Annotated in this window: 24 protein-coding genes; 7 read left to right on the top strand and 17 right to left on the bottom strand. The window is 41.8% G+C overall.

Annotated features, from left to right (window positions below):
• Position 1 precedes the first annotated feature (1 nt).
• Positions 2 to 1,984, top strand: coding sequence for a toxin-antitoxin system YwqK family antitoxin (locus ACXAFK_RS00360; protein ID WP_474956424.1), 1,983 nt, complete (start codon positions 2 to 4; stop codon positions 1,982 to 1,984).
• A 47-nt stretch (positions 1,985 to 2,031) separates the two neighbouring features.
• On the opposite strand, the gene pdeM is transcribed toward ACXAFK_RS00360, so the two are convergent.
• Both pdeM and ACXAFK_RS00350 read right to left on the bottom strand, forming a co-directional pair.
• A complete protein-coding gene (gene pdeM / locus ACXAFK_RS00355; protein WP_474956423.1) occupies positions 2,032 to 2,664 on the bottom strand; it encodes a ligase-associated DNA damage response endonuclease PdeM in 633 nt (210 codons plus the stop codon).
• 145 nt (positions 2,665 to 2,809) lie between these two features.
• On the bottom strand, positions 2,810 to 5,272 hold the full coding sequence (locus ACXAFK_RS00350) for a ligase-associated DNA damage response DEXH box helicase (protein WP_474958141.1): 2,463 nt from the start codon (positions 5,270 to 5,272) through the stop codon (positions 2,810 to 2,812).
• 98 nt (positions 5,273 to 5,370) lie between these two features.
• On the opposite strand from ACXAFK_RS00350, the gene ACXAFK_RS00345 reads away from it, so the two are divergent.
• Complete coding sequence (locus ACXAFK_RS00345; protein ID WP_224835705.1) at positions 5,371 to 5,799, top strand: tellurite resistance TerB family protein; 429 nt, start codon at positions 5,371 to 5,373, stop codon at positions 5,797 to 5,799.
• On the opposite strand, the gene fbp is transcribed toward ACXAFK_RS00345, so the two are convergent.
• Positions 5,796 to 6,803: a class 1 fructose-bisphosphatase gene (gene fbp, locus ACXAFK_RS00340; protein WP_224835704.1), complete on the bottom strand. Its 1,008-nt coding sequence runs from the start codon at positions 6,801 to 6,803 to the stop codon at positions 5,796 to 5,798. The genes ACXAFK_RS00345 and fbp overlap by 4 nt on opposite strands.
• Positions 6,804 to 6,915: 112 nt before the next feature.
• Here fbp and ACXAFK_RS00335 point away from each other — a divergent pair, with 112 nt between their 5' ends.
• The 3 genes from ACXAFK_RS00335 to ACXAFK_RS00325 all read left to right on the top strand — a co-directional run bounded on the left by ACXAFK_RS00335 (position 6,916) and on the right by ACXAFK_RS00325 (position 10,572).
• The gene (locus ACXAFK_RS00335) at positions 6,916 to 7,398 is read left to right on the top strand and encodes an N-acetyltransferase family protein (protein ID WP_474956422.1); all 483 of its coding nucleotides are present in this window, start codon (positions 6,916 to 6,918) and stop codon (positions 7,396 to 7,398) included.
• Positions 7,399 to 7,423: 25 nt separating this feature from the next.
• Positions 7,424 to 8,674, top strand: a complete 1,251-nt coding sequence (locus ACXAFK_RS00330; protein ID WP_474956421.1) for an aspartate kinase — start codon at positions 7,424 to 7,426, stop codon at positions 8,672 to 8,674.
• 77 nt (positions 8,675 to 8,751) lie between these two features.
• Entirely contained in the window at positions 8,752 to 10,572 is a 1,821-nt protein-coding gene (locus ACXAFK_RS00325; protein ID WP_224835701.1) for a GNAT family N-acyltransferase, read from the top strand.
• Here the strand turns inward: ACXAFK_RS00325 and ACXAFK_RS00320 are convergent.
• The 14 genes from ACXAFK_RS00320 to ACXAFK_RS00255 all read right to left on the bottom strand — a co-directional run bounded on the left by ACXAFK_RS00320 (position 10,569) and on the right by ACXAFK_RS00255 (position 22,264).
• The gene (locus tag ACXAFK_RS00320; RefSeq protein ID WP_474956420.1) at positions 10,569 to 11,060 is read right to left on the bottom strand and encodes an N-acetyltransferase family protein; all 492 of its coding nucleotides are present in this window, start codon (positions 11,058 to 11,060) and stop codon (positions 10,569 to 10,571) included. The two genes, ACXAFK_RS00325 and ACXAFK_RS00320, sit on opposite strands and share 4 nt — an antisense overlap.
• A gap of 77 nt (positions 11,061 to 11,137) precedes the next feature.
• Positions 11,138 to 11,524, bottom strand: coding sequence for a TM2 domain-containing protein (locus ACXAFK_RS00315; protein WP_224835699.1), 387 nt, complete (start codon positions 11,522 to 11,524; stop codon positions 11,138 to 11,140).
• A gap of 53 nt (positions 11,525 to 11,577) precedes the next feature.
• Positions 11,578 to 11,964 carry a VOC family protein gene (locus ACXAFK_RS00310; RefSeq protein ID WP_252078797.1) on the bottom strand — a complete coding sequence of 129 codons (387 nt, stop codon included), beginning with the start codon at positions 11,962 to 11,964 and terminating at the stop codon, positions 11,578 to 11,580.
• Positions 11,961 to 12,419 carry a DUF1801 domain-containing protein gene (locus ACXAFK_RS00305; protein WP_224835697.1) on the bottom strand — a complete coding sequence of 153 codons (459 nt, stop codon included), beginning with the start codon at positions 12,417 to 12,419 and terminating at the stop codon, positions 11,961 to 11,963. Before ACXAFK_RS00305 ends, ACXAFK_RS00310 begins: the two co-directional genes overlap by 4 nt.
• Positions 12,420 to 12,477: 58 nt before the next feature.
• Positions 12,478 to 13,410, bottom strand: a complete 933-nt coding sequence (locus tag ACXAFK_RS00300; protein WP_338197958.1) for a 2-hydroxyacid dehydrogenase — start codon at positions 13,408 to 13,410, stop codon at positions 12,478 to 12,480.
• Between the two features lie 18 nt (positions 13,411 to 13,428).
• Positions 13,429 to 13,794 carry a cupin domain-containing protein gene (locus ACXAFK_RS00295; protein ID WP_224835695.1) on the bottom strand — a complete coding sequence of 122 codons (366 nt, stop codon included), beginning with the start codon at positions 13,792 to 13,794 and terminating at the stop codon, positions 13,429 to 13,431.
• Between the two features lie 9 nt (positions 13,795 to 13,803).
• Positions 13,804 to 15,156: a magnesium transporter gene (mgtE, locus tag ACXAFK_RS00290; protein WP_224835694.1), complete on the bottom strand. Its 1,353-nt coding sequence runs from the start codon at positions 15,154 to 15,156 to the stop codon at positions 13,804 to 13,806.
• Complete coding sequence (gene rsmA / locus ACXAFK_RS00285) at positions 15,143 to 16,015, bottom strand: 16S rRNA (adenine(1518)-N(6)/adenine(1519)-N(6))-dimethyltransferase RsmA (RefSeq protein WP_252078799.1); 873 nt, start codon at positions 16,013 to 16,015, stop codon at positions 15,143 to 15,145. The genes mgtE and rsmA overlap by 14 nt, the downstream gene beginning before the upstream one ends.
• Positions 16,016 to 16,033: 18 nt before the next feature.
• A complete protein-coding gene (locus ACXAFK_RS00280; RefSeq protein WP_369885354.1) occupies positions 16,034 to 16,342 on the bottom strand; it encodes a gamma-glutamylcyclotransferase family protein in 309 nt (102 codons plus the stop codon).
• A 4-nt stretch (positions 16,343 to 16,346) separates the two neighbouring features.
• Entirely contained in the window at positions 16,347 to 16,664 is a 318-nt protein-coding gene (locus ACXAFK_RS00275) for a DUF4286 family protein (RefSeq protein ID WP_224835691.1), read from the bottom strand.
• Positions 16,665 to 16,682: 18 nt separating this feature from the next.
• Positions 16,683 to 18,440, bottom strand: a complete 1,758-nt coding sequence (locus ACXAFK_RS00270) for a tetratricopeptide repeat protein (protein WP_474956419.1) — start codon at positions 18,438 to 18,440, stop codon at positions 16,683 to 16,685.
• A gap of 255 nt (positions 18,441 to 18,695) precedes the next feature.
• Positions 18,696 to 19,967: a serine--tRNA ligase gene (gene serS / locus ACXAFK_RS00265; protein ID WP_474956418.1), complete on the bottom strand. Its 1,272-nt coding sequence runs from the start codon at positions 19,965 to 19,967 to the stop codon at positions 18,696 to 18,698.
• Between the two features lie 50 nt (positions 19,968 to 20,017).
• Positions 20,018 to 21,334, bottom strand: coding sequence for an HTTM domain-containing protein (locus ACXAFK_RS00260; protein WP_474956417.1), 1,317 nt, complete (start codon positions 21,332 to 21,334; stop codon positions 20,018 to 20,020).
• Positions 21,335 to 22,264 carry a bifunctional riboflavin kinase/FAD synthetase gene (locus tag ACXAFK_RS00255; RefSeq protein ID WP_474956416.1) on the bottom strand — a complete coding sequence of 310 codons (930 nt, stop codon included), beginning with the start codon at positions 22,262 to 22,264 and terminating at the stop codon, positions 21,335 to 21,337.
• Positions 22,265 to 22,321: 57 nt separating this feature from the next.
• Between ACXAFK_RS00255 and ACXAFK_RS00250 the strand changes: the two genes are divergently transcribed.
• Together ACXAFK_RS00250 and ACXAFK_RS00245 are read left to right on the top strand one after the other, a co-directional pair.
• Positions 22,322 to 26,119 (top strand): reprolysin-like metallopeptidase, encoded by a 3,798-nt coding sequence (locus ACXAFK_RS00250; protein WP_474956415.1) that lies wholly within the window; start codon positions 22,322 to 22,324, stop codon positions 26,117 to 26,119.
• Positions 26,116 to 26,802, top strand: coding sequence for a hypothetical protein (locus ACXAFK_RS00245; RefSeq protein WP_474956414.1), 687 nt, complete (start codon positions 26,116 to 26,118; stop codon positions 26,800 to 26,802). The genes ACXAFK_RS00250 and ACXAFK_RS00245 overlap by 4 nt, the downstream gene beginning before the upstream one ends.
• Position 26,803: the final 1 nt, after the last annotated feature.

The following is a 26,803-nucleotide window of genomic DNA, read 5'->3' as shown; positions in this document are numbered from 1 at the left end:
AATGACCAAAAAACGGATTTTTTACGGTTTCTTAGGCCTAATTGTACTGTATTTGTGCTATCTGGCCTATGTTTTTGTGCTATCCCCCAAGACAAATCTTCAATCCATCTACCTTATCCCAAAGGATGCCGTTTTTATTGTTGAATCGGAAAAGCCCGTGGAAAGTTGGGAACAGATCAGTAAGTCAAGAGCCTGGCACCATCTTAAAAAGAACGATTACTTTTCAGACCTTACAGAAAATATCCAAAGGGTAGATACTGTTTTTAACGATAATCATAAACTGTTCGAGTTTTTTGATAATCGCTCCCTGTTCATATCCGTACACATGATATCCCCCAAAGACTACGGGATTTTTTATGTACTGGACTTAAAACGGATAGCCAAGTTACAATTGCTTAAAACATATTTGAACACACTGTTGGACGATGGCTATGTGCTTAGCAAACGTACCTATCACGAACACGAGATATTGGAAGTTCACGATCGCGATAGCAAGGAAACCATGCATTTGTCCTTCATCAAAAATCAATTGGTGGCCTCTTACACGCACACTTTGGTAGAAGCTTCAATAGATCAATATATGGAGCCAGTGTTGGGGCGGAACCTCAATTTTTTGGAAATCAATCAAAAAGTCGGGCACGAGGACCTGTTCCGGTTGTATGTCCAATACCATTTTTTTGACGATTACATTAAAATGTATTCCGACCGGCCCTCCGACTGGGTAAAGCGCGTAAGTGAAAACTTTTTGTTTTCTGGGTTCTATTTTGATTTGGACAATAACAGCACACTGACCGCCAACGGATATACCAACATAAGTTCGGTAAACGAATATTACCTTAAGGCACTTCAAAAATCGGGAAAGGCAAAACGTTCCATACCAGAAGTGGCCCCAAATAGCACAGCGCTTTATGTTAGCTATGGTTTTGATAGCTTTTCCGAGTTCTACAAAAATTTTGAGATGGTCCAGCAAAGCGACCCCGAACAGTTTGAAAGTTACCAAAAGGGCATAGCCAAAGTGGAAAAGTTCCTAAAAATCGATATCAAGGAAAATTTTGTGAGCTGGATAGGGGACGAGGTGGCCTTACTTCAGATACAATCTCACATTTCCAAAGGCAAAAATGATCTAGCGCTTGTCCTTAAAACCAATAATGCCGATAAGGCTAGGACCAACTTGGATTTTGTGGTGGAGCAGGTCCGCAAAAAAACACCGGTAAAGTTCAAAGCTGTAAATTACAAGGGGTACGAAATTAATTTTTTGTCCATCAAAGGATTTTTTAAAATGCTACTGGGCGGCAGATTTAATGAGTTCGATAAACCCTACTTTACCCAAATCGACGATTATGTGGTCTTTAGCGATAGCCCAAATACCCTAAAGGGCATAATAGAAAAGGTTACCGAAGGCGAAATTTTGGCAACTTCCAGTGAGTACATTGATTTTAATCAGAAATTCGATCCCGAATCTTCTGTTTTCATATATAGTAATGTGCCTTTGCTGTTTGATAATATGTATGCTTTGGCCGATGTGCCAACCAAACAGAAAATGCGCAAGAACAAGGATTTTATCATTTGTTTTCCGCAGATTGGATTACAATTATCGCCGAAAGATGATTTGTTCGAAAATAGATTGGTGCTAAAGTATGAGGATGTTGAGAAGGTGAAAAAACACCAGGTCTTGCCAATAACCGGTAACAATGTAACATCTAAAAGTAAAAATACTGCGACGGCCCAGACAACAGATGCGGTCTTTAACCTGAAACCCATATATCCGAACGATTTAAATGCGAAGACATTTATAAAAAAATACAACAACGGAAACGTTAGGTTCCAAGTGGAGCTCAAGGATGGTTTAAAACATGGCAAGTACGAAGAGTTCTACACCAACGGTACAAGAAAAATTCGCGGTCGTTTTCGTAAAGATGAACAGGTGGGCACATGGCGTTATTATGATGAAGACGGATTGCAAGTGCATAAAAAAAGGTTCTGATCCTTTAATAGCTTACCCACTACTTTGGTAATTTTTTGATGAGGTTTTCAAATTTTGAATATACAGTCGTCTGCAATGGCGTAAACATCATCGCTTTTTTTAGGTTTTAGGGCATGGGTTCCAGTAAATTGTCCAAAAGCGGGCAATATCATTTTGTTCTCGGATTTAAAAAAGCAAGGCAACTTAACGTAATCCCGCCCTGGCCCTTTTAGTTTTATGGAAGGATGGATATGCCCACAAAAATTAAAGAGCCCTATGCGATCTTCCGGATGGTGTGTAAAAAAAAACGAATCAATGGCAAGCTCCTGAAATTGGGAGACATTCACGTTTTGAAATTTTTCGGGGGCGATAATATCGTGGTTTCCTGTAATCAGTACAACTTCCGAAGGTGTTTTGCCCACCCAGTTTTCAAACAACTCCCACTCCTTGTTCAACGAAGAATGGAAGAGGTCTCCTAAAAAACAGATTTGAAAGGGTTGAAAATCGGCCACGATTTGATCTAAAAGGATAAAATTTTTATGGATTGCCTTTCGAGGAACGGCGGCGCCAAATTTCCGGAAATGGGATACTTTCCCCAAATGTACATCACTGATCAGCAATATGGATTTTTTAACCCAAAACAATCCACCCAAAGGGTGTAGATGAAATTCTTGGCCTTGTATTTGGATTTTTTCGATCATTCTAACGAAGCAACAAATTTAACCAATTGTAATTTTGAAACGAGAGGGGCAAGTGCGGAAACTATTTTAAAAATTATCGATCAGATGCGGTGTTTTGCCTCTTCGACTACGCTAAATGCCCGAACCAAGTGTGTGCGTTCGAACTTTATTTGGTCAATTTCTCCACCATTCGTTTAATGCGATCTGCCAATTTTTCATTGGACAGTTTCTCCCGCAACCGATCTGTGATGATCGGGAAAGATAGTGGTGTTGGTTGAGAACATTTTTTCCAGACTATTTTTTGCTGTGTGATCCGTTCCAGTGCCAAACGTAATCTTCCTTCCTCCAATTGATGCTCAAAAGTTTCGGTGAAAGCTTGTTGGTACAACAAATTATCGTCTTCAAAATCACGGAAAACATCAAAAAGTAATTCTGAACTACTTTGCAGGTGTTTCATTTTTATTCCTTTATCGGGGTAGCCCGTAAAGACCATGCCGCTGATTACGGCAATATCTCTAAATTTTCTACGCGCCATTTCGTTGGAATTTAAACTCTTTTGAAGATCGGACAACATATGTTCCGGCGTAAAAAGGTTATTGTCCAGAATCTCCTGAATATCGATTTTCCTGTCCGAAAGTAATTCAAAACCGTAGTCGTTAAAGGCCAGGGAGCAGGTAATCGGGCTCAATAAACTGATACGGTATGCCAACAGGCTGCTCATGCCTTCGTGGATGGCCCTGCCTTCGAACGGATAAAACATGTGATGATGACCATCTCGTGTCTCAAAGGTTTCTATCAAAAATTGATGCGGTTGGGGCACTAGACTTTCTTCCCTTTGTTTGGTGAACATTGACTGCAATGCCCGGATTTCCTCCGATTGTTTTGAAGACTCCAACTCGGCCGTGTAGAGTTCTTGCCGTAATAGTTCGGACATTTTTGCTGAAAAGCTCAGTCTTCCGCCCATCCAACTGGGTACTTTGTTGGTCTTTTTTTTGGAATTGCGCACGTGTGCCGACATCCCCTTTATTCGAATAAACTCCAAATTTCGACCAGCAAAGGTAAAAACATCCCCAGGACTCAATTTGGAGATAAAGTACTCTTCAATACTACCGATATACCCTCCCTTTTGATAGCGGACCGATATGGTTGCGTCCCCAACAATGGTTCCGATCTGGAAACGATGGCGCATGGCAACGGCCCTACTGTTTACTTTAAATTTACCATCTGTTTCAATTTCAACTTTTTTGTATTCGTCGTAGCTCTTTAGGCTTTGGCTGCCCATTACCAAAAAATTGAGTAGCCACTGCCACTGTTCTTCCGATAGACTCTGATAACAGAACGTTTGTTGTATCTCGGGATAGATTTCATCAGGATAAAACCCATCGGAAACGGCCAAGGTGGTCAAATATTGAAGTAGGACATCAAAACTGTTCAGGTAAGGGATGCGATCTTCCACAGCATTGTTGAGTACTGCTTTTTGCATGGCCGAAGCCTCCACCAGTTCAATAGCGTGCGTGGGCAAAAAATGGATAACACTTTCTTTTCCAGGTCGATGTCCGCTCCGCCCGGCACGTTGCAAAAAACGGGCAACCCCTTTTGGTCCTCCAATCTGGATCACCGTTTCCACAGGGGCAAAATCCACGCCAAGGTCCAAACTCGATGTACAGACAACGGCTTTGAGACTCTCGTTCCGAATGGCCTGCTCTACCCAGAGTCTGGTTTCTTTGTTTATACTGCCATGGTGCATGGCTATTTCCCCGGCGAATTCGGGATATTTTTCCAATATTTTCTGAAACCAGATTTCACATTGGCTTCGGGTGTTGGTAAAAAGTAACGTGGTCTTACTTTTTTTGATAATGGGTATCACATCATCCAATAAATGCAACCCTAAATGTCCGCGCCACGGAAAGGTTTCCATTTCTTTGGGAACAATACTTTTTACCGTAATTTTTTTGTTGAGGTCTGCCTTTACCAATATCGAATTGTCCAGTTCGGGTGTAGAAGGGCCCAACAATACTTCCCGTGCTTGTTCCAAATTACCTATGGTCGCCGATATGCCCCAAATACGCAATGCCTTGCATACGGTTTTCAATCGGGAAATGCCCAGTTCCATCTGCACCCCTCGTTTGGTGCCCAAAAGTTCGTGCCATTCGTCCACCACAATAGCAGAGCAGTTTTTAAAAGTTTTGGCGTACCCTTTGGATGAAAGTAAAAGTTGTAGGCTTTCGGGAGTGGTGATCAAAAGATCGGGCATGTTGGTCCTCATTTTTGCCCTATCCTTTGCCGAAGTGTCCCCGGTTCGGATACCGACGCTCATTTGTGTGCCCAGGTCCTGGGTTATCCGTTCTGCCGATTGTTTGATTTCTTGCGAGAGCGCTCGCAATGGAGTAATCCAGATAGCTTTTAGACCTTTCTTGTGCGTGGTTTTATACTCTGGGTTGTTTTTGATGTAATCGAGTACGATCGGAAACCAAAGGGCATAGGTTTTTCCGCTTCCGGTCGGGGCATTTAACAGACCGTGCTTGCCCTTCAAAAAGGCTTTCCATGTTTCTTTTTGAAAAGGGAACGGCTGCCATGTTTGTTCTTGGAACCATTTTTCGGCTATATGGAACAGATCGGATTCTTTCAGTGGTGAGATGCTTTGGATTGAAAAATACGAATTTCTTTACTGGGTTTGTGCCTTCAATTTTGCGATAAGATTTATATTTGTGCCACAAAATTTCAGATATGCCAATTTTAGATCTTTACGAGCACGGGGAAAAAAGAAAAAACCTGGCCCATTTTGCCACTTTGGCAAGTTTGGCTGCTGTTGATGGAGAAATCAATGAGAAGGAAATGGAAGTCCTTAAAAAGTTTGCCTTTAAGCTAAATATCAGCGATCAGGAATTTAAGGAGGTAATGAAGAAGGAAAATAAATATCCTATCGAAACTCCGCACAGTGGTGAAAAGAGGTACAAAAGGCTATTTGAATTTTTTCAAATTATTTTCTCCGATCACGATATTGATGATGAAGAGCGAAGAATAGTGGAAAAGTACGCGGTAGGCCTGGGCTTTTCTCCAAAGACCGCTGCTAACATCATCGATAAATCCATCAAGATTTTTACCGGAAAAATTCCGTTTGAGGATTATCACGAATTGGTGAAGAGAGATAGCTAGTAATTGGCCATAAATTCTTCTGCCTTTTCAACCATTTTTTTACTTCCACAGAAAAATGGTACCCGTTCGTGCAACTCCGTGGGCTGGATGTCCATGATTCTTCTAAAGCCATCACTTGCTTTGCCATTGGCTTGTTCGGCCAAGAACGCCATTGGATTGCACTCGTACAATAAACGTAGCTTTCCGTTATGCGCCTTGCTGCTTTTAGGGTACATATAAATTCCCCCTTTGATCATATTTCTGTGAAAATCGGAAACCAATGAGCCAATGTACCTTGAGGTGTATGGGCGGTCGCCTTCTTCCATTTGGCAATATTTTATGTAGTCTTTAACCCCTTGCGGAAAATGAATGTAGTTTCCCTCGTTCACAGAATAGATCTGTCCTGTTTCCGGGAATTGCATGTTGGGATGCGATAGGTAAAAAGTTCCAAGGGCAGGATTCAAGGTAAATCCATTAACTCCATGTCCGGTAGTGTACACGTACATGGTAGAGGTGCCATAAATTATGTAACCGGCAGCGATTTGGTTTTTACCGGGTTGCAGAAAATCTTCCAAAGTAACCGGAGTGCCCACAGGAGTTACCCTTCTATAAATTGAAAAAATGGTTCCGACCGATACATTTACATCAATATTGGAAGAACCGTCCAAAGGATCTATAAGAACCACATACTTGTTCTGGTGTTGTTTGTCAAAACTGTTTATGCTTATAAAGTCGTCCTCTTCCTCCGACGCTATACCACAAACTATTTCTCTATTCTTTAGTGTTTCTATAAATTTTTCGTTGGCCAGCACATCCAATTTTTGTTGATTTTCCCCTTGGATATTCGTTTCTCCCGCAGCACCGATAATGTCCACGAGACCGGCCTTGTTTACTTCGTGGTTAACTACTTTGGCGGCTAAACGAATACCGTTGAGCAGTCTTGATAATTCCCCAGAAGTGTATTGAAAAGATTCTTGATTGGCGATGATGAACTCACCCATGGTGAGCCGTTGTTTGTCAAACATAGGAAAGGATGTTTTATTTAAGGACAAATATCGGGCATTTTGTGAAACTACAACGTTTTCGAGAATCTTTAATTGTGTATTTTTATAACTTTGAGTTTTATTTGTAACAATTATGGGATATACAATAAGGAAGGCTCGCATCGAGGATATGGAACAGGTACTGAATTTGGTGCAGGAACTAGCTGATTTTGAGAAAGAACCGGATGCTGTAGAAGTGACCAAAGACGATTTGGTCAAGGATGGCTTTGGTGAACAAAAAATGTTTCAATGTTTTGTTGCAGAAACCGAAAAAGGAATTGTCGGCATAGCATTGGTGTACCCAAGGTATTCTACTTGGAAAGGTCCCGTAATCCATTTGGAGGACCTTATTGTTTCCGAGAATATGCGAGGAAGTGGACTGGGAACGGCATTATTAGATCAAGTGGTCAAGTATGGGGCTGAACTCGGTGTAAAACGAATCAGTTGGGAAGTGTTGGATTGGAACGAACCGGCCATCGATTTTTATGAGAAAAAAGGAGCCAATGTACTACGGGATTGGGATGTGGTGCATTTGGACGAAGAAGGAATCAAAAATTATTTGGAGCGTCTGGACTAGACCAGAAAACTAGAAGATAAAGTACATGAGGATATTTAAGTTTGGAGGAGCATCCGTAAAAGATGCCGATGCGGTAAAAAACTTGGTCAACGTATTGCAAGAGGTTGGCCATAAGGATACCTTGGTAGTGGTATCGGCCATGGGAAAAATGACCAATGCCATGGAAAAAGTGGTGGAATCCTATTTTAACGATAAAAGAAATGTAAAGGAAACCATTCAAGAAGTTATCGAGTATCATCATACCATTGTATCGGACTTGTTTAATAATCCAGAACATCCGGTATATGGGAAATTAAAAGTGTTGTTCGATGAGGTTACAGGTTTTTTAACTTGGAACAAATCACCCAAATATGCATTCGTGTACGATCAAGTTGTCTGCTATGGCGAATTATTGTCTACAACAATAGTGAGTGCCTATTTAAATGAGATAGGTATCTCCAATACATGGTTGGATGTTCGTACTTTGATAAAAACCGATACCAATTATAGGGATGCACAGGTAAACTGGGAGCGCACCCAAGAACAGGTGGATTCTTTGGTCAATCGCTCCAAATTGAACATAACCCAAGGGTTTTTAGGTAGCGACGACAATAACTTTACAACCACCTTGGGCAGGGAAGGTTCTGATTACTCTGCAGCAATTTTGGCATATTGCCTTAATGCCGAATCGGTGACTATTTGGAAAGATGTTCCCGGGGTTTTGAATGCCGACCCCCGGAATTTTGAGGAAACACATCTCTTGGAAAAAATTTCGTATCGCGAAGCTATTGAGCTTGCCTTTTACGGGGCCTCTGTAATTCATCCAAAAACCCTGCAACCGTTACAAAGAAAAGAAATACCCTTACAGGTTAAATCGTTTGTAAAGCCCAAGGATAACGGTACCATAGTTGGAAAAGGGAACGGTATAGAGCCAAAGATCCCATGCTTTATTGTAAAAAAGAACCAGGTTTTGTTAAAACTGTCGTCTCTCGACTTTTCTTTTATTGTTGAGGATAATATCAGTGAAATTTTTAAGCTCTTCCACGATCATCGACTTAAGGTAGATCTTATCCAGAATTCTGCCATTAGCTTCTCTGTCTGCTTGGACAACAAGTTCCGTGGGCTTCAGCCATTGTTGGAAGAATTAAAACGCAAGTTCAAAGTCGTGTGCCACGAAGATGTTTCCCTATACACCATACGTCATTTTAACAGTGATTCGGTCCAATCGTTGCAGAATGGGAAATCCGTATTGGTGGAGCAAAGAGGCAAGGAAACGGTTCAACTTGTTGTTAAATAAACCTTTGGGGATAATATTGGGTCGCTGAGGGCAATAGGCTTAATTTTCTATCTTTACCGTAGCTAAATATTATTTTTATGGGCTTGGTTACGGCTAAAGAGGTGGCAAAAGTTATCCATCTGGACAAATATGGCTTTTTGGGCACATTTGTAGGATGGCTATTAATGGTGGCCACCAGGATCAGCACCATCAATAGATTTTACGATAAAAACAAAAACCTTTCCGGCCCCGAATTTTTGGACACTATTCTGGAGCATTACGAGATCGATTTTGAGATTCCGGAAGAGGATATAAAACGGTTGCCCAAGTCCGGTCCCTATATCACTATCAGCAATCACCCTTTGGGAGGTGTGGATGGGGTACTTTTATTAAAACTACTTTTAAAGGAAAGGTCCGATTTTAAGATAATCGCAAACTTTTTGTTGCATCGAATCGAGCCCTTGAAACCCTATATAATGCCAGTGAACCCTTTTGAAAACCATAAAGAGGCCAAGAGCAGTATTATAGGTTTTAAGAACGCTTTGAAACATTTAAGGGATGGTCATCCATTGGGTATTTTTCCGGCAGGAGAAGTATCTACCTATCGAGATGGTCGTTTGGTGGTCGATAGACCTTGGGAAGAAGCGGCCATTAAACTGATAAGAAAGGCAGAGGTGCCCGTGGTCCCGATTTATTTTCATGCAAGGAACAGCCATTTGTTCTACCGGTTGTCCAAGATTGCCGATGTATTTCGCACCGCCAAATTGCCTTCGGAGCTAACATCGCAAAGTAGGCGGCCCATTAAAGTAAGGATAGGTCAGCCCATATCGGTAAATACGCAAAATGAAGAGAAAACTCTGGAGGATTTTACCGAGTTGTTGCGAAAAAAAACCTATTTGTTGGCCAACGTTTTCGAAAAAGAACGGTTTTTGGATAAGGTTCCTACCTCTTTAAAAATTCCAAAACCGCCAAAGAAAATTGCAACAGCTATCAATGCCAAAGTGTTGGAAGGTGAAATTGACAAACTACGGGAGAAGGATTGCCGTATGTTGGAGAGTAAAAACTATGAAGTGTTTTTGGCCCAGGCCAAGGATATGCCATTTTGTTTGAACGAAATAGGGCGCCAGCGCGAGGTTACCTTTAGGGAAGTAGGCGAAGGAACAAACAATGCCATTGATCTGGATAAGTTCGACTCGTACTATCACCATTTGTTTTTGTGGGACAACGATAACAAAGCAATTGTTGGCGCCTATAGAATGGGTTTGGGCTCGGATATTTTTAAAAACTACGGAATAGACGGTTTTTATTTGCAGGACCTTTTCCGATTTGAACCCGAACTGTACGGTATGATGGAGAAATCCATAGAAATGGGAAGGGCTTATATTGTGAAGGAATATCAACAAAAGCCCATGCCGTTGTTTTTACTTTGGAAAGGAATCGTGCATACGACCTTAAGGCATCCAGAACACAAGTATTTAATAGGAGGAGTGAGTATCAGCAACCAATTTTCCAATTTTTCCAAATCCCTGATGATCGAGTTCATGAAATCCAATTATTGGGATCCGTATGTGGCACAATATATTCGTCCAAAAAAGGAATTTAAGGTAAAGTTGAAAGATGCCGATAAGGAGTTTGTGTTCGATGAGACCCAGGCCGATCTTAACAAATTCGATAAATTGATCAGCGAAGTAGAGCCGGGGAGCCTACGGTTACCGGTATTGATAAAAAAGTACATTAAACAAAATGCCAAGGTAGTGGCTTTTAATGTGGATCCATTGTTCAACAATTCGGTGGATGGATTAATGTACATCCGAATTGCGGATTTACCGGAGAGCACGGTAAAGCCGGTTATGGAAGAGTTTCAAGCTGAGTTGGAGCGTAAAGTGGCCGAAGGTAACGGAACCGTTGAAGTGGATTAGTCCACACCTACGGAATCACTGCGTTTTTCGAACAATAAATTGTCTTTCCAAACACCATTGATCTTACCTATCCTTTCTCGTTTGCCAATGTAGCGAAAGCCAACTTTTTCATGAAGTTTTATGCTGGCCATATTCTCAGGAAAAATACCGGATTGTAGGGTCCAAAAGCCAGCTTTTTCACTATCGGTGATTAATTTTTGCATCAATAATTGGCCAATGCCCTTACCTCGGCTTGCATTGGCAATGTAAACGCTTACTTCACCAACACCACCATAAACACACCTGCTCGATACTGGCGAAAGTGCTGCCCAGCCCAGAATAGAACCATTTTCCTCAGCGATTAACCTACAGTCTTTTACATGTGCTTCGTCCCACTGGTCAAAAGAGGGCGGTTGTGTTTCAAAAGTGGCAAATCCTGTGGAAATCCCCTCCCTGTATATATCGGACACATTGCTCCAATCCGAGGGCTTCATATTTCGCACTTTCATAAAGTCGGCTTTTATTATTGTGATATTACGATTAATAAGGCAATAAAAAAAACCAGATATACTGGTTTTTTAAAAATTTAAAACCAAGGCTTTTTACCCACTTGATAAGTGTTAAAAAACTCTTCATCAGATTTAGTAAGATAGATGATACCCTCAATAAGTCCAACAATTGCTACACCTAAAACAATGAAGCTTCCAACAACAAAACAAGCGGTTATGTATCCGATAACAGTAGCTCCCAACATTATGAAACCTTCTTTTTGGTAGCCTAGGATAAATTTATGAACCCCTAATTGTCCAAGTACAATGGCTAATATTCCGGCTAAAAGTTTCTTGTTGTCACCGGAATTTAAAGCTTCTTTGGCATTTTCGGTGAATTCGTTCGTGGTTTTTTTTGCTTCTTCTTTAAATTCTTTGGCTGCTTCTTCCGCTTTGTCACCAAAGTCCTTTTTTTCTTCTGACATGTTTATTTAATGTGTTGGTTAATGAGGGTTAAAAGTAGCAAATAAATCAATACCTATAGAAAAGCTTTATCAACAGGTTCCCAAAGTTCCAACTTGTTACCTTCGGGGTCTAAAATCCATCCGAATTTTCCGTACTCGTATTCCTCTATTTCACCAACCACCGTAACCCCTTCTTCTTTTAGGGTTTTTAGAAGTTCTTCCAAATTTTCAACCCTAAAGTTCATCATAAACTGTTTTTCGCTAGGCTTAAAATATTCGGTTTTTTCGTCCATCGGACTCCATTGGGTGGAACAATCGTTGCCTTCCTTGTCCTTCCACCAAAAGGTACAGCCATATTGGTCGGTATTTAGTCCTAAATGGTTTTTGTACCAATCTTTGATTTTGTTTGGGTCTTTGCTCTTAAAAAAAAAGCCCCCCAATCCAGTTACCCTGTTTTTCATGATTTCTTAATGTTTTGTTCATACAAACCGATCCATTGTTGCGGGGTCATTTTTTGGCAAAGCTCTGCAACGAGATCATAAGGTATTTTGTTAATGTTCTTAAATCGGATGCAGCTTTTGCCCATATCCAATTTGGTGTCCACATGCTTAGGGTATTCGGTAACAAACCAATCATGTAAACTGTTGTCCGCATATATTCCGGAATGGTATAGTGCCACAAAGTTTTTTTGTGATGCTAGGTTGATAAAGGGCAAGGGTAACTTTGGATCCACATGATAACCGCCGGGAAACATGGAATGAGGCACTACATACCCTATCATTTTATAGCTGATACATTCTTCGAAACCAGCAGGGAGATTGTTCTTTATGACTTCTCTTAGTCGGGAAATGACTTGTTTTCGTTCTTCCGGGAGTTTTTCAATGTACTCTTCCGGTGTTTTGGCATCTATCGTCATAATTTATCAGTTTTAGGGATTGCCAGAGCCAAAAGTTGAATGGATAAGGCTTATAAAGTTAACAAAATCTCTCCTTGATTTTATCAACAATGGTCTGTGCCAATTTTTCTTTGCTCTCCACGGTCCACCCGGCAACATGGGGAGTCAATAACACATTGTTGGCCTTGCGGAGGTATTTAAAGGCCTTGGGTTTTTGAACAAACATGTTTTCGAAGGATTTTTTTTCGTATTCCAGCACATCGAGCCCGGCTCCTAGTACTTTGCCCGATTTTAGCCCGGCTACCAAATCCTTGGTAACAACACATTTTCCCCGAGCCGTGTTCAAAAGCCAAAACGGTTTGTGGAGCGCCTCGATAAATTCTGAATTTATCATGCCGGTGGTCGACTCGGTCTGCGGTACGTGTAAACTCACTACGTCCGAGCGTTGTTGAAATTCCATGATTCCGACCTGTCGCGCATTTTCATCCCCAACTCCTCCAATAATATCATAGCAGATCACCTCGACGTCGAATCCTTTTAGTTTTTTGGCAAAAGCCTTTCCCATATTGCCATAGCCGATAATGCCCACGGTTTTGCCCTCCAGTTCAAAGCCCCTGTTTTGCTCCCGTTTCCATTTGCCTTTTCGTACCTGTCGGTCGGCCTTGCACATTTGGTTCAATAAGGCGAGCAACATGCCCAGTGTGTGTTCACCTACCGCATTGCGGTTGCCTTCGGGGGCAGAAGCCATAAAAACACCCTTGAACTTGGCGTGTTCGGTATCAATATTTTCCAATCCGGCCCCGACCCTTCCAATAAATTTAAGGTTGGTGGCCTTATCCAAAAATTGTTGGTCTATGGTAAACCTACTTCGGATAATGATCCCATCGTATAAATGGATTTTTTTTTCGACTTCTTCCTTGGTCGATGTGTAATCTTCATCATTCTGGAAACCGAGCTCGGCAAATTGTTCAATTAGCAGCTCATGATTGGTATCGAGGTGGAGAACTTTCATGAATCAAATATACAATTCCTATATTTTTGGATAGTGGGTCTGTGTTTTTTCGTGCTGGACATTTCCTGTGTGGGCAGTGCTCAATTTTTCGAACAGGAGTACTTGTACCTCTTCGCCGTTTTTGGTCTTGGGGTTGTGTTCCACTCCTTTGGGCACCACAATAATTTCACCTTCGTTCACCACTTCGGTCCTATCTCGAAATTGCATGTAGAGGGTACCTTTGATTACTTGGAACAATTCATCCTCGTTCTCGTGGGCGTGCCATACAAATTCACCTTGTATTTTGGCCAAAAGCACCTGCATATCGTCCACAATGGCAATTTGATGCGGATGCCACTGTGCGGAGAATTCGGCATGTTTTTGTTTTAGGTTGATGGGTTTCATGGCAAGATTTTATATTCCCAAAATTAATTTGGCGATCCAAAAATAGATCAAGATTCCAAAAATATCGTTGCTCGTGGTAATGAACGGTCCGGTGGCAATTGCCGGGTCAATGTTTCTTTTATGAAGGAACAAGGGTATAAATGTACCGATCAGCCCTGCCACAACAATTACTACTATCAGCGATAGCGATATGGCCAAAGCGGTGGTAAAGGCATCTTTCCAGATCCAAGTGAACAATAAGAGCAGGATGGCTAGTATAAATCCATTGAGCAAGGCCAAAAGCATTTCCTTTAAAAGGTGGTTTCTCATGCTTCCTTTTAGGTCGTCGTTCGCGAGACCTTGCACTACTATGGCGCTGGACTGTACCCCAACGTTTCCGGCCATGGCAGCAATTAGGGGAGTAAAAAAGAATAAAACTGCGTGTTTGGAAATCATATCTTCAAAAGTTCCCATAATGGCCGCAGCACCAAGTCCACCAAAAAGACCTAAAATTAGCCAAGGCAGCCTGGCCCGTGTGAGTACCCAAATGCTATCGCTCACTTCAACGCCTTGGGAAATACCTGCCGCCATTTGGTAATCCTTATCGGCTTCTTCACGTATCACATCTACAATATCATCGATGGTAATGCGCCCGACCAAACGCCCGATTTCATCAACCACGGGTATGGCCTCCAAATCGTATTTGGACATAATTCTGGCCACTTCTTCTCCTTTTTCGTTCACGTTTACGGAATCTACCTTTGGGATATAGATATCTTTTATGTGACTTTTGGTTGGAGCGGTGAGCAAATCTTTTAGGGACAATCTTCCTTTTAATTTGCCTTCGTCGTCCACCACATAAATGGAATGTACGCGGGTAACATTCTCTGCCTGGGCGCGCATCTCCTTAACGCAAGAGGTCACGGTCCAGTTTTCGTAGACTTTTACCAATTCTTTGGCCATAAGTCCACCTGCGGAATCTTCCTCGTAGCGCAAAAGATCTACAATATCTTTGGCGTGTTCCCGATCTTCTATCTCGGAGATAACTTCTTGAATAATTTCCTTGGGAAGCTCGTTTATGATGTCCGCGGCATCATCCGTATCCAATTCCGAAAGTTCGCCGGCAATTTCTTTGGCTGTTAGATTTTTAAGTACGGCCTCCCGGATATCCTCGTGCATTTCGGCAAGGATGTCCGATGTTTTTTCACTGTCCAGCAGTTTTATCAGGTAGGTGGCCTCATCAACTTCGAGTTCGTCCGCAATTTCCGCAATATCGGCATAGTGGAACTCCTTCATCATGGTTTGGAGCTCACCATTGTTCTTGTTGGCGATCAGTTCCCTGATTTCTGCTAAAAGGTCGTCTGTGAGTTTAAACGGGGTCATTGGCTATCTTCTGTGTCAACGTTATAAAATCGGCCACACTAAGCTGTTCCGGGCGTTGGTCAAAGATAGTATTCTCTTTTAGATTATCGGAAAGGTTGAAGATTTTAAGACTGTTTCGGATTGTTTTTCGTCTTTGGTTAAAAGCTGTTTTTACCACTTTAAAGAAGAGGCGCTCGTCGCAAGGGAGGTTCAATTCTTTTTTTCTTGTGAGTCTCAATACTCCGGAATCCACCTTTGGCGGAGGATCAAAAACCCCGGGAGGAACGGTGAATAGATATTCGGCATCGTAATAAGCTTGTACCAATACGGATAGGATACCGTAGGTTTTACTGCCCGGTGCTTCACAGATTCTTTTGGCCACCTCTTTTTGGAACATACCGGAAAATTCGGGTATTTGCTGTCGCATTTCCAACATCTTAAAAACTATCTGACTGGAAATATTGTATGGGAAATTTCCGGTAATGGCAAATTGCTCTTCGCCATATAGTTGTTTTAGGTCGAACTTGAGGAAATCCGCCTCGATAATATTGAGGCGATCGTTGTTTTTTAAAATAGAGGCATGTTCCAATGGAAAACTGTGGTTCAGGTAAACAATGGACTCTTCATCAAGGTCCATGGCCACGAGGTCCAAATCCCTTTGAAGCAGATATTTGGTGAGAACACCCATGCCAGGGCCTATTTCCAGTACATTTTTATAGTCGTCCAACGACAGTGTCTCAGCAATTTTTTTTGCGACGGACTCATCTTTTAAAAAATGTTGCCCTAAGTGCTTTTTTGCTTTTACAGCACCATCTATTTGTTCATTTTTTTGGGGATGACGGTTTCCGTTATTGTATTTTTTCCTCTTTTTTTTGGGCACTGCGGGTTTTTTTGCAAGTTAGTTGGAATTTTTGATATAGATCCAAGCTTCATCTCCTGATTCCAATAGGAATTTTTCCCTTTTGTATGCATTTGTTTCGTAAATGTCCGCTTTTATTAGGTCGGTATCATTTACTTCATAAGCCATGCCTTTTACTTTGTGTTCGGGATCATTGGTGTTGATGACCAACGGATAACGGCCATATACAGCATTTTCGATTTTCTTGAAACCCAATGCGGTGTCGGGCTTTCCATTTAATATACGTCCAAAAATGTACTCTTGTACCTGGGTATCTTGTAAGGTTCCGTAGGAAAAAATAAACTCCAAATTTTTAAGGTATTTGTTGACTTACCACTTCCAGCTCTGTTCTAAAGGCAACAAATTTGTTGGGAAACATTTTTTGGGCGTCGGCACGCAGGCGGTCAGCGTCCTCCTTATAATAGGCTTCCAATGTGGACCTATTCTTTGTGGTATATTGTATGGAGTAGGTAATGCCACCCATATCTTCTTCTACCAGCACCTTTACCATTTTGGCATGTGTAAATTTGCCCGTTGCCAGCATATCCGGCACATGTTTGTCCTTCATCCACTCCAACCATTGTTCGTGCACGGTATCGTCTATGTTAATGGTAACGTTATATATGAGCATTTTACTTTTTTTAAATGATTAGTTTATGGCATCCCCGCGCAATCGTCTAAAATTCTTTCGGGCCTGTGGAAAATAATAACTGTCCTCATAATTATAAATAATTTTCTCGTAATGGGTTTTGGCCTTTTCTGGTTCGTTTAAAATATTATCGTAGAGTTCGCCAAGGGCAAAGTGTGCATCGTCTGCCAAAATTCCATCACTGTAAAACTCCACAATTTTTTGATAGTTGAACTTGGCAGCCTCGTAATTTTTTTGGTCCACCAATAACTTGGCTTGTTTCAGAAGGGCTTCATCTTCAATTTTTTCGCCCTTATGATTTTGTAAAATATCCTCAAGTACTTTTATGGCTTCCTTATTTTTATTTTGATAGGCCAATAGATCTGCCCTTGCATATTTTTTTAATGCGGTTTGGGTGGAATCTTCCAACGAATTGTCGGAAATAAGTAAGCTCAATTGCATGGCATCATTGGCAATGAGCTGTGAAGTAGAGCTTCGCAAAACTTTTAGTTGGGTGAGCGCCCAGTCAAAATCACCTTTGTAAAAGCTGGTCTGTGCGACTTTAAATCGGGCATTTTGTCCTAGTACATCATTTTTTACGCTCTTTTGTACTTGGGTAAATAGGATCAAGGCTTCGTTGAATCTTTGGTCGAACACCAATATATCGCCCAATGCCAGTTTCACGTATGCCATAATCATCCGGCCCATTGGAATTTCAAGGCTTTGTTTGAGCATGGCGATGGCTGGTTCGGGATCTTCCTTTTTAAAAGTTAGAAAGTTGGCGTAGGCGATCTGCAGTTGTAACGTGGTACTTTGATTACCGTATTCCTCTACTAGGCTTTGGAATTTCTTTTCTACGTTTTCCAATATTTTTTTTGTTGGATTTTCCAAAGCGATATCGATTAGGTTGAGTTCCGCATTTAACTTGGTCCTGGGATTTTCCGAGTTGTCCACGATGTACTGGTAAATAGAGGTGGCGGTTTCCAGATCTTTGTCTTCCATAGCAATATCGCCAAGGTTTTCCAATCGATTTATCGATTGCCCTTCGCTACGTTTATATATGGCCTTTTCTTGGCCAAAGGCACTATTGTATTGCTTTTGTTGAACAAAAAGCCAACTCAGGAGCTCGTTCCAAAGAATATCTGGCGTTTTTTGTGCATTTTGCAACAGTACTTTGCGCAATAGCACATTGTTCTCATTCGATGGGTCTTCCGAGATAAAATCATCGATGTTCCTTAATACATTGGAGCGACTGGTGCGTCCTTCCCAGATCAGGTTGAGGTAGGATTGGTACATTTTGGCTATGTTGCCCTGCTCCCCATAAATGCGGGCCAATTGAAAATCGTAATTCAAGTCCGGCTTTAGTTCCATGGCCTTGGTGTATGCTTGAATGGCATAGTCCAATAGGGCATATTTTTGAAAACGATAGCCTACACTATATCCAAAATTGGGATTGTCCTCTATTTTGTTGATTGCCTTGTCGTAATACGTGCTTGCCTTATCGGATTCGTTTTTGAGCGTAAAATTGTATCCCAGTTCAATATAAAAAGTGGGAAAGGCATAACTGTCTTCAATTTTTTTAAGTAAAAATGCCTGCGCTTCATCGTATCGCTCCAATTGTTGGTAGCAGGCTACGAGTCCTTCTGCATAATCGGTACGCCTCGGGTTGGTTTCTACTAATTTTTCGTAAAATACCACAGCTTTCTCATAATCGCCGTCCTGTAAATATTGTTTGGCCAAGAAATCTTCTTGGGACCATCCAATAACAGAGGATATCATCAAAAGGAGAAATAAAAGACGCTGCAATGACATGTTCATTAGTAATATTCAATAAGAATGTCCTGTTCTTTCGAAACTAGTGGAACCTCATTTCAATTTCAAGATCATGAGATTACTCGTTGCTTAGCTTTGTTGGAATGACAATCGTATTCAAAAATTTACACCTTGGATTTTAACCCAGTGTGGTTTATTTCAAATATAACGCAGAAATGTGGGGGATTCTGTTAAGCGAATCCAAATAATTAGTGCAAAGCCTTAATCGATAGTGTCAAATCCACAATACGGGACCAAAACCTCGGGGATTTTTATGCCCTCATCGGTCTGATAGTTTTCCAAAATACCGGCGAGTACCCTTGGCAATGCCAGGGAGCTTCCGTTCAAGGTGTGGGCCAATTGGCTTTTTCCATTTTCGTCCTTGTAGCGCAGTTTTAATCGATTGGCCTGGAAGGTTTCGAAATTGGATACGGAACTAATCTCCAACCAACGGTCTTGTGCTGTGGAAAATACTTCAAAATCGTAGGTTAAGGCAGAAGTAAAACCTAAATCACCACCGCACAAACGTAAAATGCGATAAGGGAGTTTAAGTTCTCGAAGAATATTTTTTATATGTTCCACCATCTCATCCAGCGCTTGGTACGAATTATCGGGGTGCTCCATGCGTACAATCTCCACTTTATCGAATTGGTGCAAACGGTTCAATCCACGGACATGGGCGCCATAACTTCCGGCTTCGCGACGGAAACAAGGGGTGTATCCGGTATATTTTATGGGGAAATCGCTCTCTGCCAAAATATCCCCCCGGTGCAAGTTGGTCACGGGGACTTCTGCCGTTGGAATGAGATATAGGTCGTCTGCCTGTACATGGTACATTTGGCCTTCCTTGTCGGGCAACTGTCCCGTTCCGTAACCGGAATCTTCGTTGACCATGAGCGGAACTTGCATTTCGGTATATCCTGCTTCGGTGTTTTTATCCAAGAAATAGGCAATCAAAGCGCGCTGTAATCGAGCACCCTTTCCCTTGTACACAGGAAAACCTGCTCCGGTTATCTTAACACCAAGCTCAAAATCTATAATGTCGTACTTTTTTGCCAGTTCCCAATGTGGAAGAGCTCCCTCGGACAGGGTCGGTACATTCCCTTCCTTGAAAACCTCTTCGTTATCCTCATCGGAATTCCCAGCAGGAACAGATTCGTGGGGTACGTTGGGAATCAAATACAGTTGCTGTTGAAGTTCTTCTGCAGCAGTGTTTAGATCGTCCCCTAATTTTTTCGATGCTTCTTTGAGTCCAGCGGTTTTTTCTTTTAGAACATTGGCTTCTTGTGCTTTTCCTGTTTTAAAAAGCATACCGATCTCTTTGGAAAGCTTATTGGATTCGGCCAAGGTCGCATCCAGTTCCGTTTGTATGGAACGCCTTTTTTCATCGAGTTCCAATACCTTCGATAGCATTGGTTCGGCATCGATGTTTCGCTTTTTTAATGCGGTAATAATACTTTCCTTGTTTTCCCGGATGTTCTGTATTTGAAGCATGGCCTTGTTTTGAGCGGCAAATTTAATTTAATCTGAAGAAGTGCCCAACTTTATTCCTTTGGAGATGGCAGAATCCAATCGTTATGGGCAAAATGTTTCCATGGAACGTTGGCCAAATCCACTTTTGGGTCTATAAATTGTTTATAGCTCCCTTGATTCACTCTAACCTTGTTGTCCACAAACACTTGTATGCTTTCTCCTTTTTTTGCGTATTCCTTTTTAAGGTGTTGGGCAAACTGCCAAATAAAATCGGGATAGCATGTAACCCTGCGACGTTGTTTTTTTGTAAGATACTTATCTAAATCGATTTTGATGGTGTCTTTGGTTTTGGGGTTTACCACTTTGTAGGTTATTCTCCCGCCTCGACTCCGCAACATCATGCGCCAGCTTAAGCGATGACCTTCTTCGGTCCAGAGGACATCATCTTTAAAAAAATGATGCCGAAGCGGCAACGCTATTTGAACTAGAAAATAAATGCCCAGAACCGACAAGATCATGTTTTTGGTTTTTGGTATGATGATTTTGGCTTCCGGGGCAAATGTTTTGGTTTTTAAAAAAATGTTTCGAATAGTCTGTGGTTCAAAAAAGAAGACGGTAAATGCTAAGGACAGGTATGGAAAAATCCCAATTTGAAACACGATGCTATTGAACAGATGAAAGAAAATGGAAAGCAGAAACGCAATTTTACGGGTTGGTTTCCAAAGGAGGGCGGGTACGATCAAGAGGTCAAAACTAATACCAAATATGGCAATGATCTTATGAACCCATTTTTGTTGAAGAAGTTCTCCGATGATGTAATAATCTTTTTTGGAGCTCATCAAAACGTCTATCATGCTAAAATCCAACCAATCCGCATATAATTTGGCTACAGATGCATAGGTGTAAACAATGAACAGTTGTAGGATTATGACCCATCGGACCCCGTTGTACATGGTCTGTGAACGTAAACCCAGATTCAACTTTGCATCTAAAGATGCATCTCGGTTTGCCGGTAAGAACGCCATAATATAGGCAAGGAGCATCAATAAATAATAATGGTTGTTGTACGATGATTTTTGCATTAGGTAAACGCCCGACCAGAGAATTGCGAAGGCCAGCGCACTGAACCGATACTTATAACCTAGGGCGATCAGTAGTCCTAAGGTTCCCATTACCGTAAAGTAAATGTACATGCCGTTACCGGGAAGGGGCTGTAACCATTCAAAACCGATAAAGGAGAAAGTAAACCGAGGTTCCACCAAAGTTCGTCTGACCCAGCCCGTTGCTATGGCGCCATAACATTCCGCACTGACCAACAATCCATAAAAAATCCTGAAAACCACAAGTTGCGCATTGTCAATCTTCTTGAAAAGAAATTGGTCGAACATTTACTTGGAGATTAGGTCCAACGAATGATTTTTGTCTTTTTTTAATTGCTCTTTAAGTTCTTCTATGGAGTTGAACTTATGCTCGTCCCTTATGCGGTGCAACAGTTGTACTTGGATTTTTGTATCGTAAAGATTTCCTTCGAACTCAAAAAAATTGACTTCAATACTTTTTTCGGAACCGTCTACGGTAGGGTTGAACCCAATGTTCATCATTCCAAAATACGTATTGCCACCAAGGTCGCTTTTTACTACATAGGCCCCATTTTTTGGGATAAGTTTATAGTCTTCCGCGATATGGAGGTTGGCCGTTGGAAAACCAAAATCCCTGCCCAATCCTTTACCTTTCTTTACGGTTCCTGTGAGCATGTAAGCATAGTTGAGGTAACTGTTCGCTGTTTCCACATCACCTTCCATAAGCGCCTTTCTTATTTTTGTGGAACTCACCGATACGTCATCTATCTCTTGTGCTGGTATTTCTTCCACTTCAAAATCGAAAGTACTGCCAAAGGCCATTAAATCTTGAATATTGGCATTCCGGTTGCGTCCAAACCTATGATCATAACCTATAATTATTCTTTTTGATTTAATGTTGTTTACAAGAATATCCCGAACAAAATCTATCGCAGAAAGCCGTGAAAATTGCTTGGTAAAAGGATGAATGATCAAATAATCCAGCCCAAGGGTCTCTAAAATCTGTTTTTTCTCCTCAAGGGTGTTCAATAGTTTAATGTCCACATCTTTTTGAAGAACCATACGTGGATGTGGAAAAAAAGTGAGCACTGTAGATTTTAAACCTGTGTTTTTGGCATTGTTTGTGAGGCGTTCCAGTATCTTTCGATGTCCCAAGTGTACTCCATCAAAAGTACCAATGGTGACCACCGTTTGATGTGGAACGTTCTTAAAATCAGAAATGTTATGGATTGTTTCCAACGCAATAAAGAAATAAAAAAGGCTTACATTTGAATTTATACTATGCCCTGACCGTGTATGAAAGCTAAATTACATCTTGTTTTCTCAATAACCATATTTTTTAGTTGCTTTTGCATATACGGGCAACAAAGTTATTGGAAAACAATTCCCAAAAAAGCAAGTTTTAAAAGTGTTTCACTGACCGATATTTCTGAAGCAAAACTGGTATTGACCCTTGATAGGGAGGGTTTTGCAAAGCAAGTGTCCCCTAGTTTGAACGCTAAAAGTGGCCAACAGGTGGTTCACCTTCCCAATAATGAAGGAAATGTAATGCCCTTTAAAATTAAGGAAACCTCTGTTCTGCATCCGGATTTAGCAAAAAAGTATCCGAATATCAAATCTTATACCGGCATAAGTCTAGATGGTAGATATAAAGTTAAACTGAGCAATTCGCACAAGGGTGTCCAGTCCATGGTCGTGGATTTGAAAAATAACAAAACTACCTTTGTGGAACCAGTTTCCGACCAAGAGGACACTTATGTCCTATACGATAAAAAAAACGGACTGTCCTCAAAAATTGGCTTTACCTGCGGAACGGAGAAAGGTATTTTTGGTATGGTCAATAAATCACTGGGACACACTGAAAAAACCATTGTTCCCTTGGTTGATGGTCAGGAGCTTAGAAAATATAGAATAGCGGTATCGGCATCTGGAGAATATACACAAGAAATGGGGGGTACGGTTGCGGATGCGTTGGCCGGAATAAATGCGACTTTGACCCGGGTAAACGAAGTTTTCGAAACGGATTTAGGGGTAACATTGGAACTTATTGCCGATAACGATCAAATAATTTTCACCAATCCCAATACGGATCCTTATGACGACTCCTTAAATTCTGAGGTACAGTCGACCATAACCTCTACAATCGGAGAAGAAAATTACGATGTGGGTCACCTTTTTCACCAGGTGGGTGTGGGCGAGGATAATGGTAATGCTGGTTTTATTGGTGCCGTATGCGTAGATAACCGAAAGGGTAGTGCCTTTTCGGCGGCCAACGTGCCTCAGGGCGATGTGTTCGATCTGGACTATGTCGCCCATGAGCTTGGACATCAATTTGGAGCAAACCATACATGGTCTTTTGAATCCGAAGGAACAGGTGTGCAGGCTGAACCTGGTAGCGGTACATCCATAATGGGGTATGCCGGTATAGTCGGCGTAAACAATGTTGCTGCAAATGGCGATGACTATTTTCATTACAACAGTATTCTTCAGATTTCCACCTATTTGGAGACTACCTCCTGTGCCCAGACCACAGCATTGGTAAATTCGCCTCCTGTACTTACCCCGGTGGGTGATTTTACCATTCCCAAGGGAACGGCATTTGTTTTGGAGGGCAAGGCTACAGATCCCGATCTGGGCGATGCTTTAACTTATACTTGGGAACAGATCAATGATGGTTTGGTTACCGTGAATTCGTTTGGGCCAACAAACCCCAATGGTGCCAATTTTAGATCAATGCCGCCAACTAGCGACCCCCGCAGATTTTTTCCAAGGCTGTCCGAAGTGGCGCAGGGCAATCTAACACAGACCAATCCTACTATTTCCGATACTTGGGAAACTGTATCCGAAATAGAGAAGACCCTTAGCTTTGCTTTTACTGTTCGCGACAATGCAATCGGGGGTGGACAGGTGGTATCCGATATTTTGGATGTTCACGTAATTAAAGCAGCAGGGCCGTTTGTAGTTACCTCTCAAGCAAGTCCGCAAACTTATACCGCCGGTTCCGTACAGGAAATTACTTGGGATGTAGCCAATACGGATTTAGCTCCCGTAAATGCACAGACCGTGGATGTTTTCCTTTCTTTGGACGGCGGGCTTACTTACCCGATCACACTTTTGGAAAACACGCTCAACGATGGATCCGAAGAAGTGCTTCTTCCAGGAAATGTCTCCACAATGGCACGAATAATGGTCAAGGCCAGTGACAATGTTTTCTTTGCGGTCAATTCATCCGATTTTACAATTGAGGAATCGGAAGTGGTGCTGAATTTTGAAAAGCTGGAATACGAAGTTTGTCAACCAAACGATATCATCATCCCATTTGTTTATGAGACCTATAATGGATTTAACGAGAATTCTACCTTTTCGGCAGATGTGCCGGGCGGTTTGCTAGCTGGTTTTTCCCCAGTAGCTGCAACAGTCGATGATACTGCCGTAGATCTGACCTTGTCCAATACCAATGGTGTTGCCCCGGGCGTGTACGATATTACGGTAACGTCTACTTCTGCTTCGGTAACAAAAAGTGTAGTCTTGTCTCTTAAAGTTCAAGATGGTACATTTTCAAATGTAACTTTGCTTGCACCGGCAAACGGTGAAGTTGGTGTTTCTTTGGACGCTGAACTTAGTTGGGAAGACAATCCTTTATATTCCAGTTATGATTTGGAAATTGCAACGGATGCTGGATTTTCTGATATTGTTGAATCTGCCACCGTACCGTTTACCAAATACAAAACAGTGACCAATTTAGAGGCCGAAACACAATACTTCTGGAGAGTTAGGCCAAGTAATGGATGCGCAAGCGGCACATTTGGAACAATATTCGGTTTTACGACCACCCAGGTCGATTGTAAAAACAGGGAGCCGGGTGATTTGCCCATTTCCATTTCTTCCGGTGCTGCAACCACCATTTCTACATCTGTCATATTTTTGGAAGATCTTCCAATATCCGATGTTAACGTAAATTTGGAATTAGATCATACCTATTTGGAGGACCTAATAATCAAACTTATTTCTCCACAAGGAACGGAAGTTACCTTGATCTCAAACACATGTGGGTCGCAAAACAACATCAACGCAGTTTTCGATGATGAAGGTGATCCCCTCGAATGTTCGGGAAGCCCGGCCATATCCGGTACAGTGTCCCCTTTGGGTTCTTTGGCTTCCTTAAAAGGGGAATCAATTCTTGGGGAATGGACATTGGAAATATCGGATACAGCTTCGGGTGATGGTGGTACATTAATAGGTTTTTCATTGGATGTGTGTATCGAGGGGGCTTATAGACCCGATGAGGATGAAGATGGTGTGTTTGATGATGGTGACGATCTTTGCTTGGGAACACCAAAGGGAGTAGAAGTAGACACCAATGGTTGTGCTATTTATAGATTTGCTGCAGATAACTTCGAAATAGAACTCCAAAGTGAAACATGTAGGGTAAATAATGATGGAACCATTACGGTGACTCCTTTTGATACATCTATCACCTATACGGCACAGTTGGAGGGTGGAGCAGGAGCTGTTTCTGTTGATTTTACCGATGGACAGACCTTCAATAATTTGTCAGCAGGAGAATATGCGCTGTGCATAACCGGTACCAACGGCTTGATAGACTACGAAGAAGTTTGCTACAATTTGGTGATTACCCAACCGGATGTTCTGGACATTGATGCGTTGGTTGATTCTGGTATGGTAACCGTGGAATTAAGAGGTTCGGAATTTTATAACGTAGAATTGAACGGCTTGGTCACCCAGACCGAGAATTCTAAAATTCAACTCCCCTTAAAAGATGGAAATAATGTGCTCAGGGTGAGTTCCGATCTACCATGTCAAGGAGTAGTGGAAAAAAATCTATTCTATTCTTCACGGTCCATACTCTCCCCTAATCCGGTAGATGCGGCCACCGAAGTTTATCTTGGCGGGTACGAAGGAGAACTAGGTATAAAAATATTTACCGCTAATGGAAGATTGGTCCATACCGAACGTAGAGCGGTTTTCGGCGAAAACCTAGTGTTGGATCTATCATATTTGGCCAAGGGGATCTATTATTTGGGACTGGAAAAAGAAGGAGAGAACGACATGTTTAAATTCATAAAAAGATGATTCGGAATATAATTGGACTTTTTGTTTTGGCTGTATTTGTTTCTTGTGGTGGAGATGATGGTCCGCCACCGGCCCCGCAAGGTGCAGCTCTGGTATTTCCCGAGGAAAATTCCGAATGTACAACAGGGACGGAGGTTAACCAGACATCTACGCAGGTAACTTTTAGGTGGATGGCATCCAGCAATACGGAGCGTTACACTTTAAATGTTGTGAATTTGAATACCAATGTACCTCAAAATTTATCCACCGTTTCTACCTCGGCCAGTCTCACTTTGGCCAAGGGAACACCATACTCTTGGTCGGTTACTTCACAAAACGCTTCGTCGGATCAAGTAGCGACCAGTGAAACGTGGTTGTTTTACAATGCAGGGTCACAGACCACATATGCTCCGTTTCCGGCTCAGTTGGTACATCCGCTTTCAGGTTCCACGGTAATCAAAGATGTTGCCAATGAAGTTCTATTGGAATGGACAGGTGCAGACGTGGACAACGATATAGAATCTTTCGAGGTGTTTTTGTCCACAACAAATCCGCCGACAACTTCTGTGGGCCTTACCAATGCAACAGATATGGAGCTTTCTGTAAGTGTTGAATCTGGAACCGTCTATTATTGGAAAGTGGTCACAACAGATCTTGAGGGGAATACCTCGGATTCCGGTGTGTTTGACTTTAAAGTCCTCTAGT

The sequence above is a fragment of the Flagellimonas sp. ABD4_174 genome, assembly GCF_056160185.1.
This window is presented reverse-complemented; position numbering and strand designations above follow the sequence as displayed.

Bases quoted from the DNA above. Each gene is read 5' to 3' on its own strand.
- ACXAFK_RS00360 (WP_474956424.1), top strand. From the start codon at position 2: ATGACCAAAAAACGGATTTTTTACGGTTTCTTAGGCCTAATTGTACTG.
- pdeM (WP_474956423.1), bottom strand. From the start codon at position 2,664: ATGATCGAAAAAATCCAAATACAAGGCCAAGAATTTCATCTACACCCT.
- ACXAFK_RS00345 (WP_224835705.1), top strand. From the start codon at position 5,371: ATGCCAATTTTAGATCTTTACGAGCACGGGGAAAAAAGAAAAAACCTG.
- fbp (WP_224835704.1), bottom strand. From the start codon at position 6,803: ATGTTTGACAAACAACGGCTCACCATGGGTGAGTTCATCATCGCCAAT.
- ACXAFK_RS00335 (WP_474956422.1), top strand. From the start codon at position 6,916: ATGGGATATACAATAAGGAAGGCTCGCATCGAGGATATGGAACAGGTA.
- ACXAFK_RS00330 (WP_474956421.1), top strand. From the start codon at position 7,424: ATGAGGATATTTAAGTTTGGAGGAGCATCCGTAAAAGATGCCGATGCG.
- ACXAFK_RS00325 (WP_224835701.1), top strand. From the start codon at position 8,752: ATGGGCTTGGTTACGGCTAAAGAGGTGGCAAAAGTTATCCATCTGGAC.
- ACXAFK_RS00320 (WP_474956420.1), bottom strand. From the start codon at position 11,060: ATGAAAGTGCGAAATATGAAGCCCTCGGATTGGAGCAATGTGTCCGAT.
- ACXAFK_RS00315 (WP_224835699.1), bottom strand. From the start codon at position 11,524: ATGTCAGAAGAAAAAAAGGACTTTGGTGACAAAGCGGAAGAAGCAGCC.
- ACXAFK_RS00310 (WP_252078797.1), bottom strand. From the start codon at position 11,964: ATGAAAAACAGGGTAACTGGATTGGGGGGCTTTTTTTTTAAGAGCAAA.
- ACXAFK_RS00305 (WP_224835697.1), bottom strand. From the start codon at position 12,419: ATGACGATAGATGCCAAAACACCGGAAGAGTACATTGAAAAACTCCCG.
- ACXAFK_RS00300 (WP_338197958.1), bottom strand. From the start codon at position 13,410: ATGAAAGTTCTCCACCTCGATACCAATCATGAGCTGCTAATTGAACAA.
- ACXAFK_RS00295 (WP_224835695.1), bottom strand. From the start codon at position 13,794: ATGAAACCCATCAACCTAAAACAAAAACATGCCGAATTCTCCGCACAG.
- mgtE (WP_224835694.1), bottom strand. From the start codon at position 15,156: ATGACCCCGTTTAAACTCACAGACGACCTTTTAGCAGAAATCAGGGAA.
- ACXAFK_RS00275 (WP_224835691.1), bottom strand. From the start codon at position 16,664: ATGCTCATATATAACGTTACCATTAACATAGACGATACCGTGCACGAA.
- ACXAFK_RS00270 (WP_474956419.1), bottom strand. From the start codon at position 18,440: ATGATATCCTCTGTTATTGGATGGTCCCAAGAAGATTTCTTGGCCAAA.
- serS (WP_474956418.1), bottom strand. From the start codon at position 19,967: ATGCTTCAAATACAGAACATCCGGGAAAACAAGGAAAGTATTATTACC.
- ACXAFK_RS00260 (WP_474956417.1), bottom strand. From the start codon at position 21,334: ATGTTCGACCAATTTCTTTTCAAGAAGATTGACAATGCGCAACTTGTG.
- ACXAFK_RS00250 (WP_474956415.1), top strand. From the start codon at position 22,322: ATGAAAGCTAAATTACATCTTGTTTTCTCAATAACCATATTTTTTAGT.
- ACXAFK_RS00245 (WP_474956414.1), top strand. From the start codon at position 26,116: ATGATTCGGAATATAATTGGACTTTTTGTTTTGGCTGTATTTGTTTCT.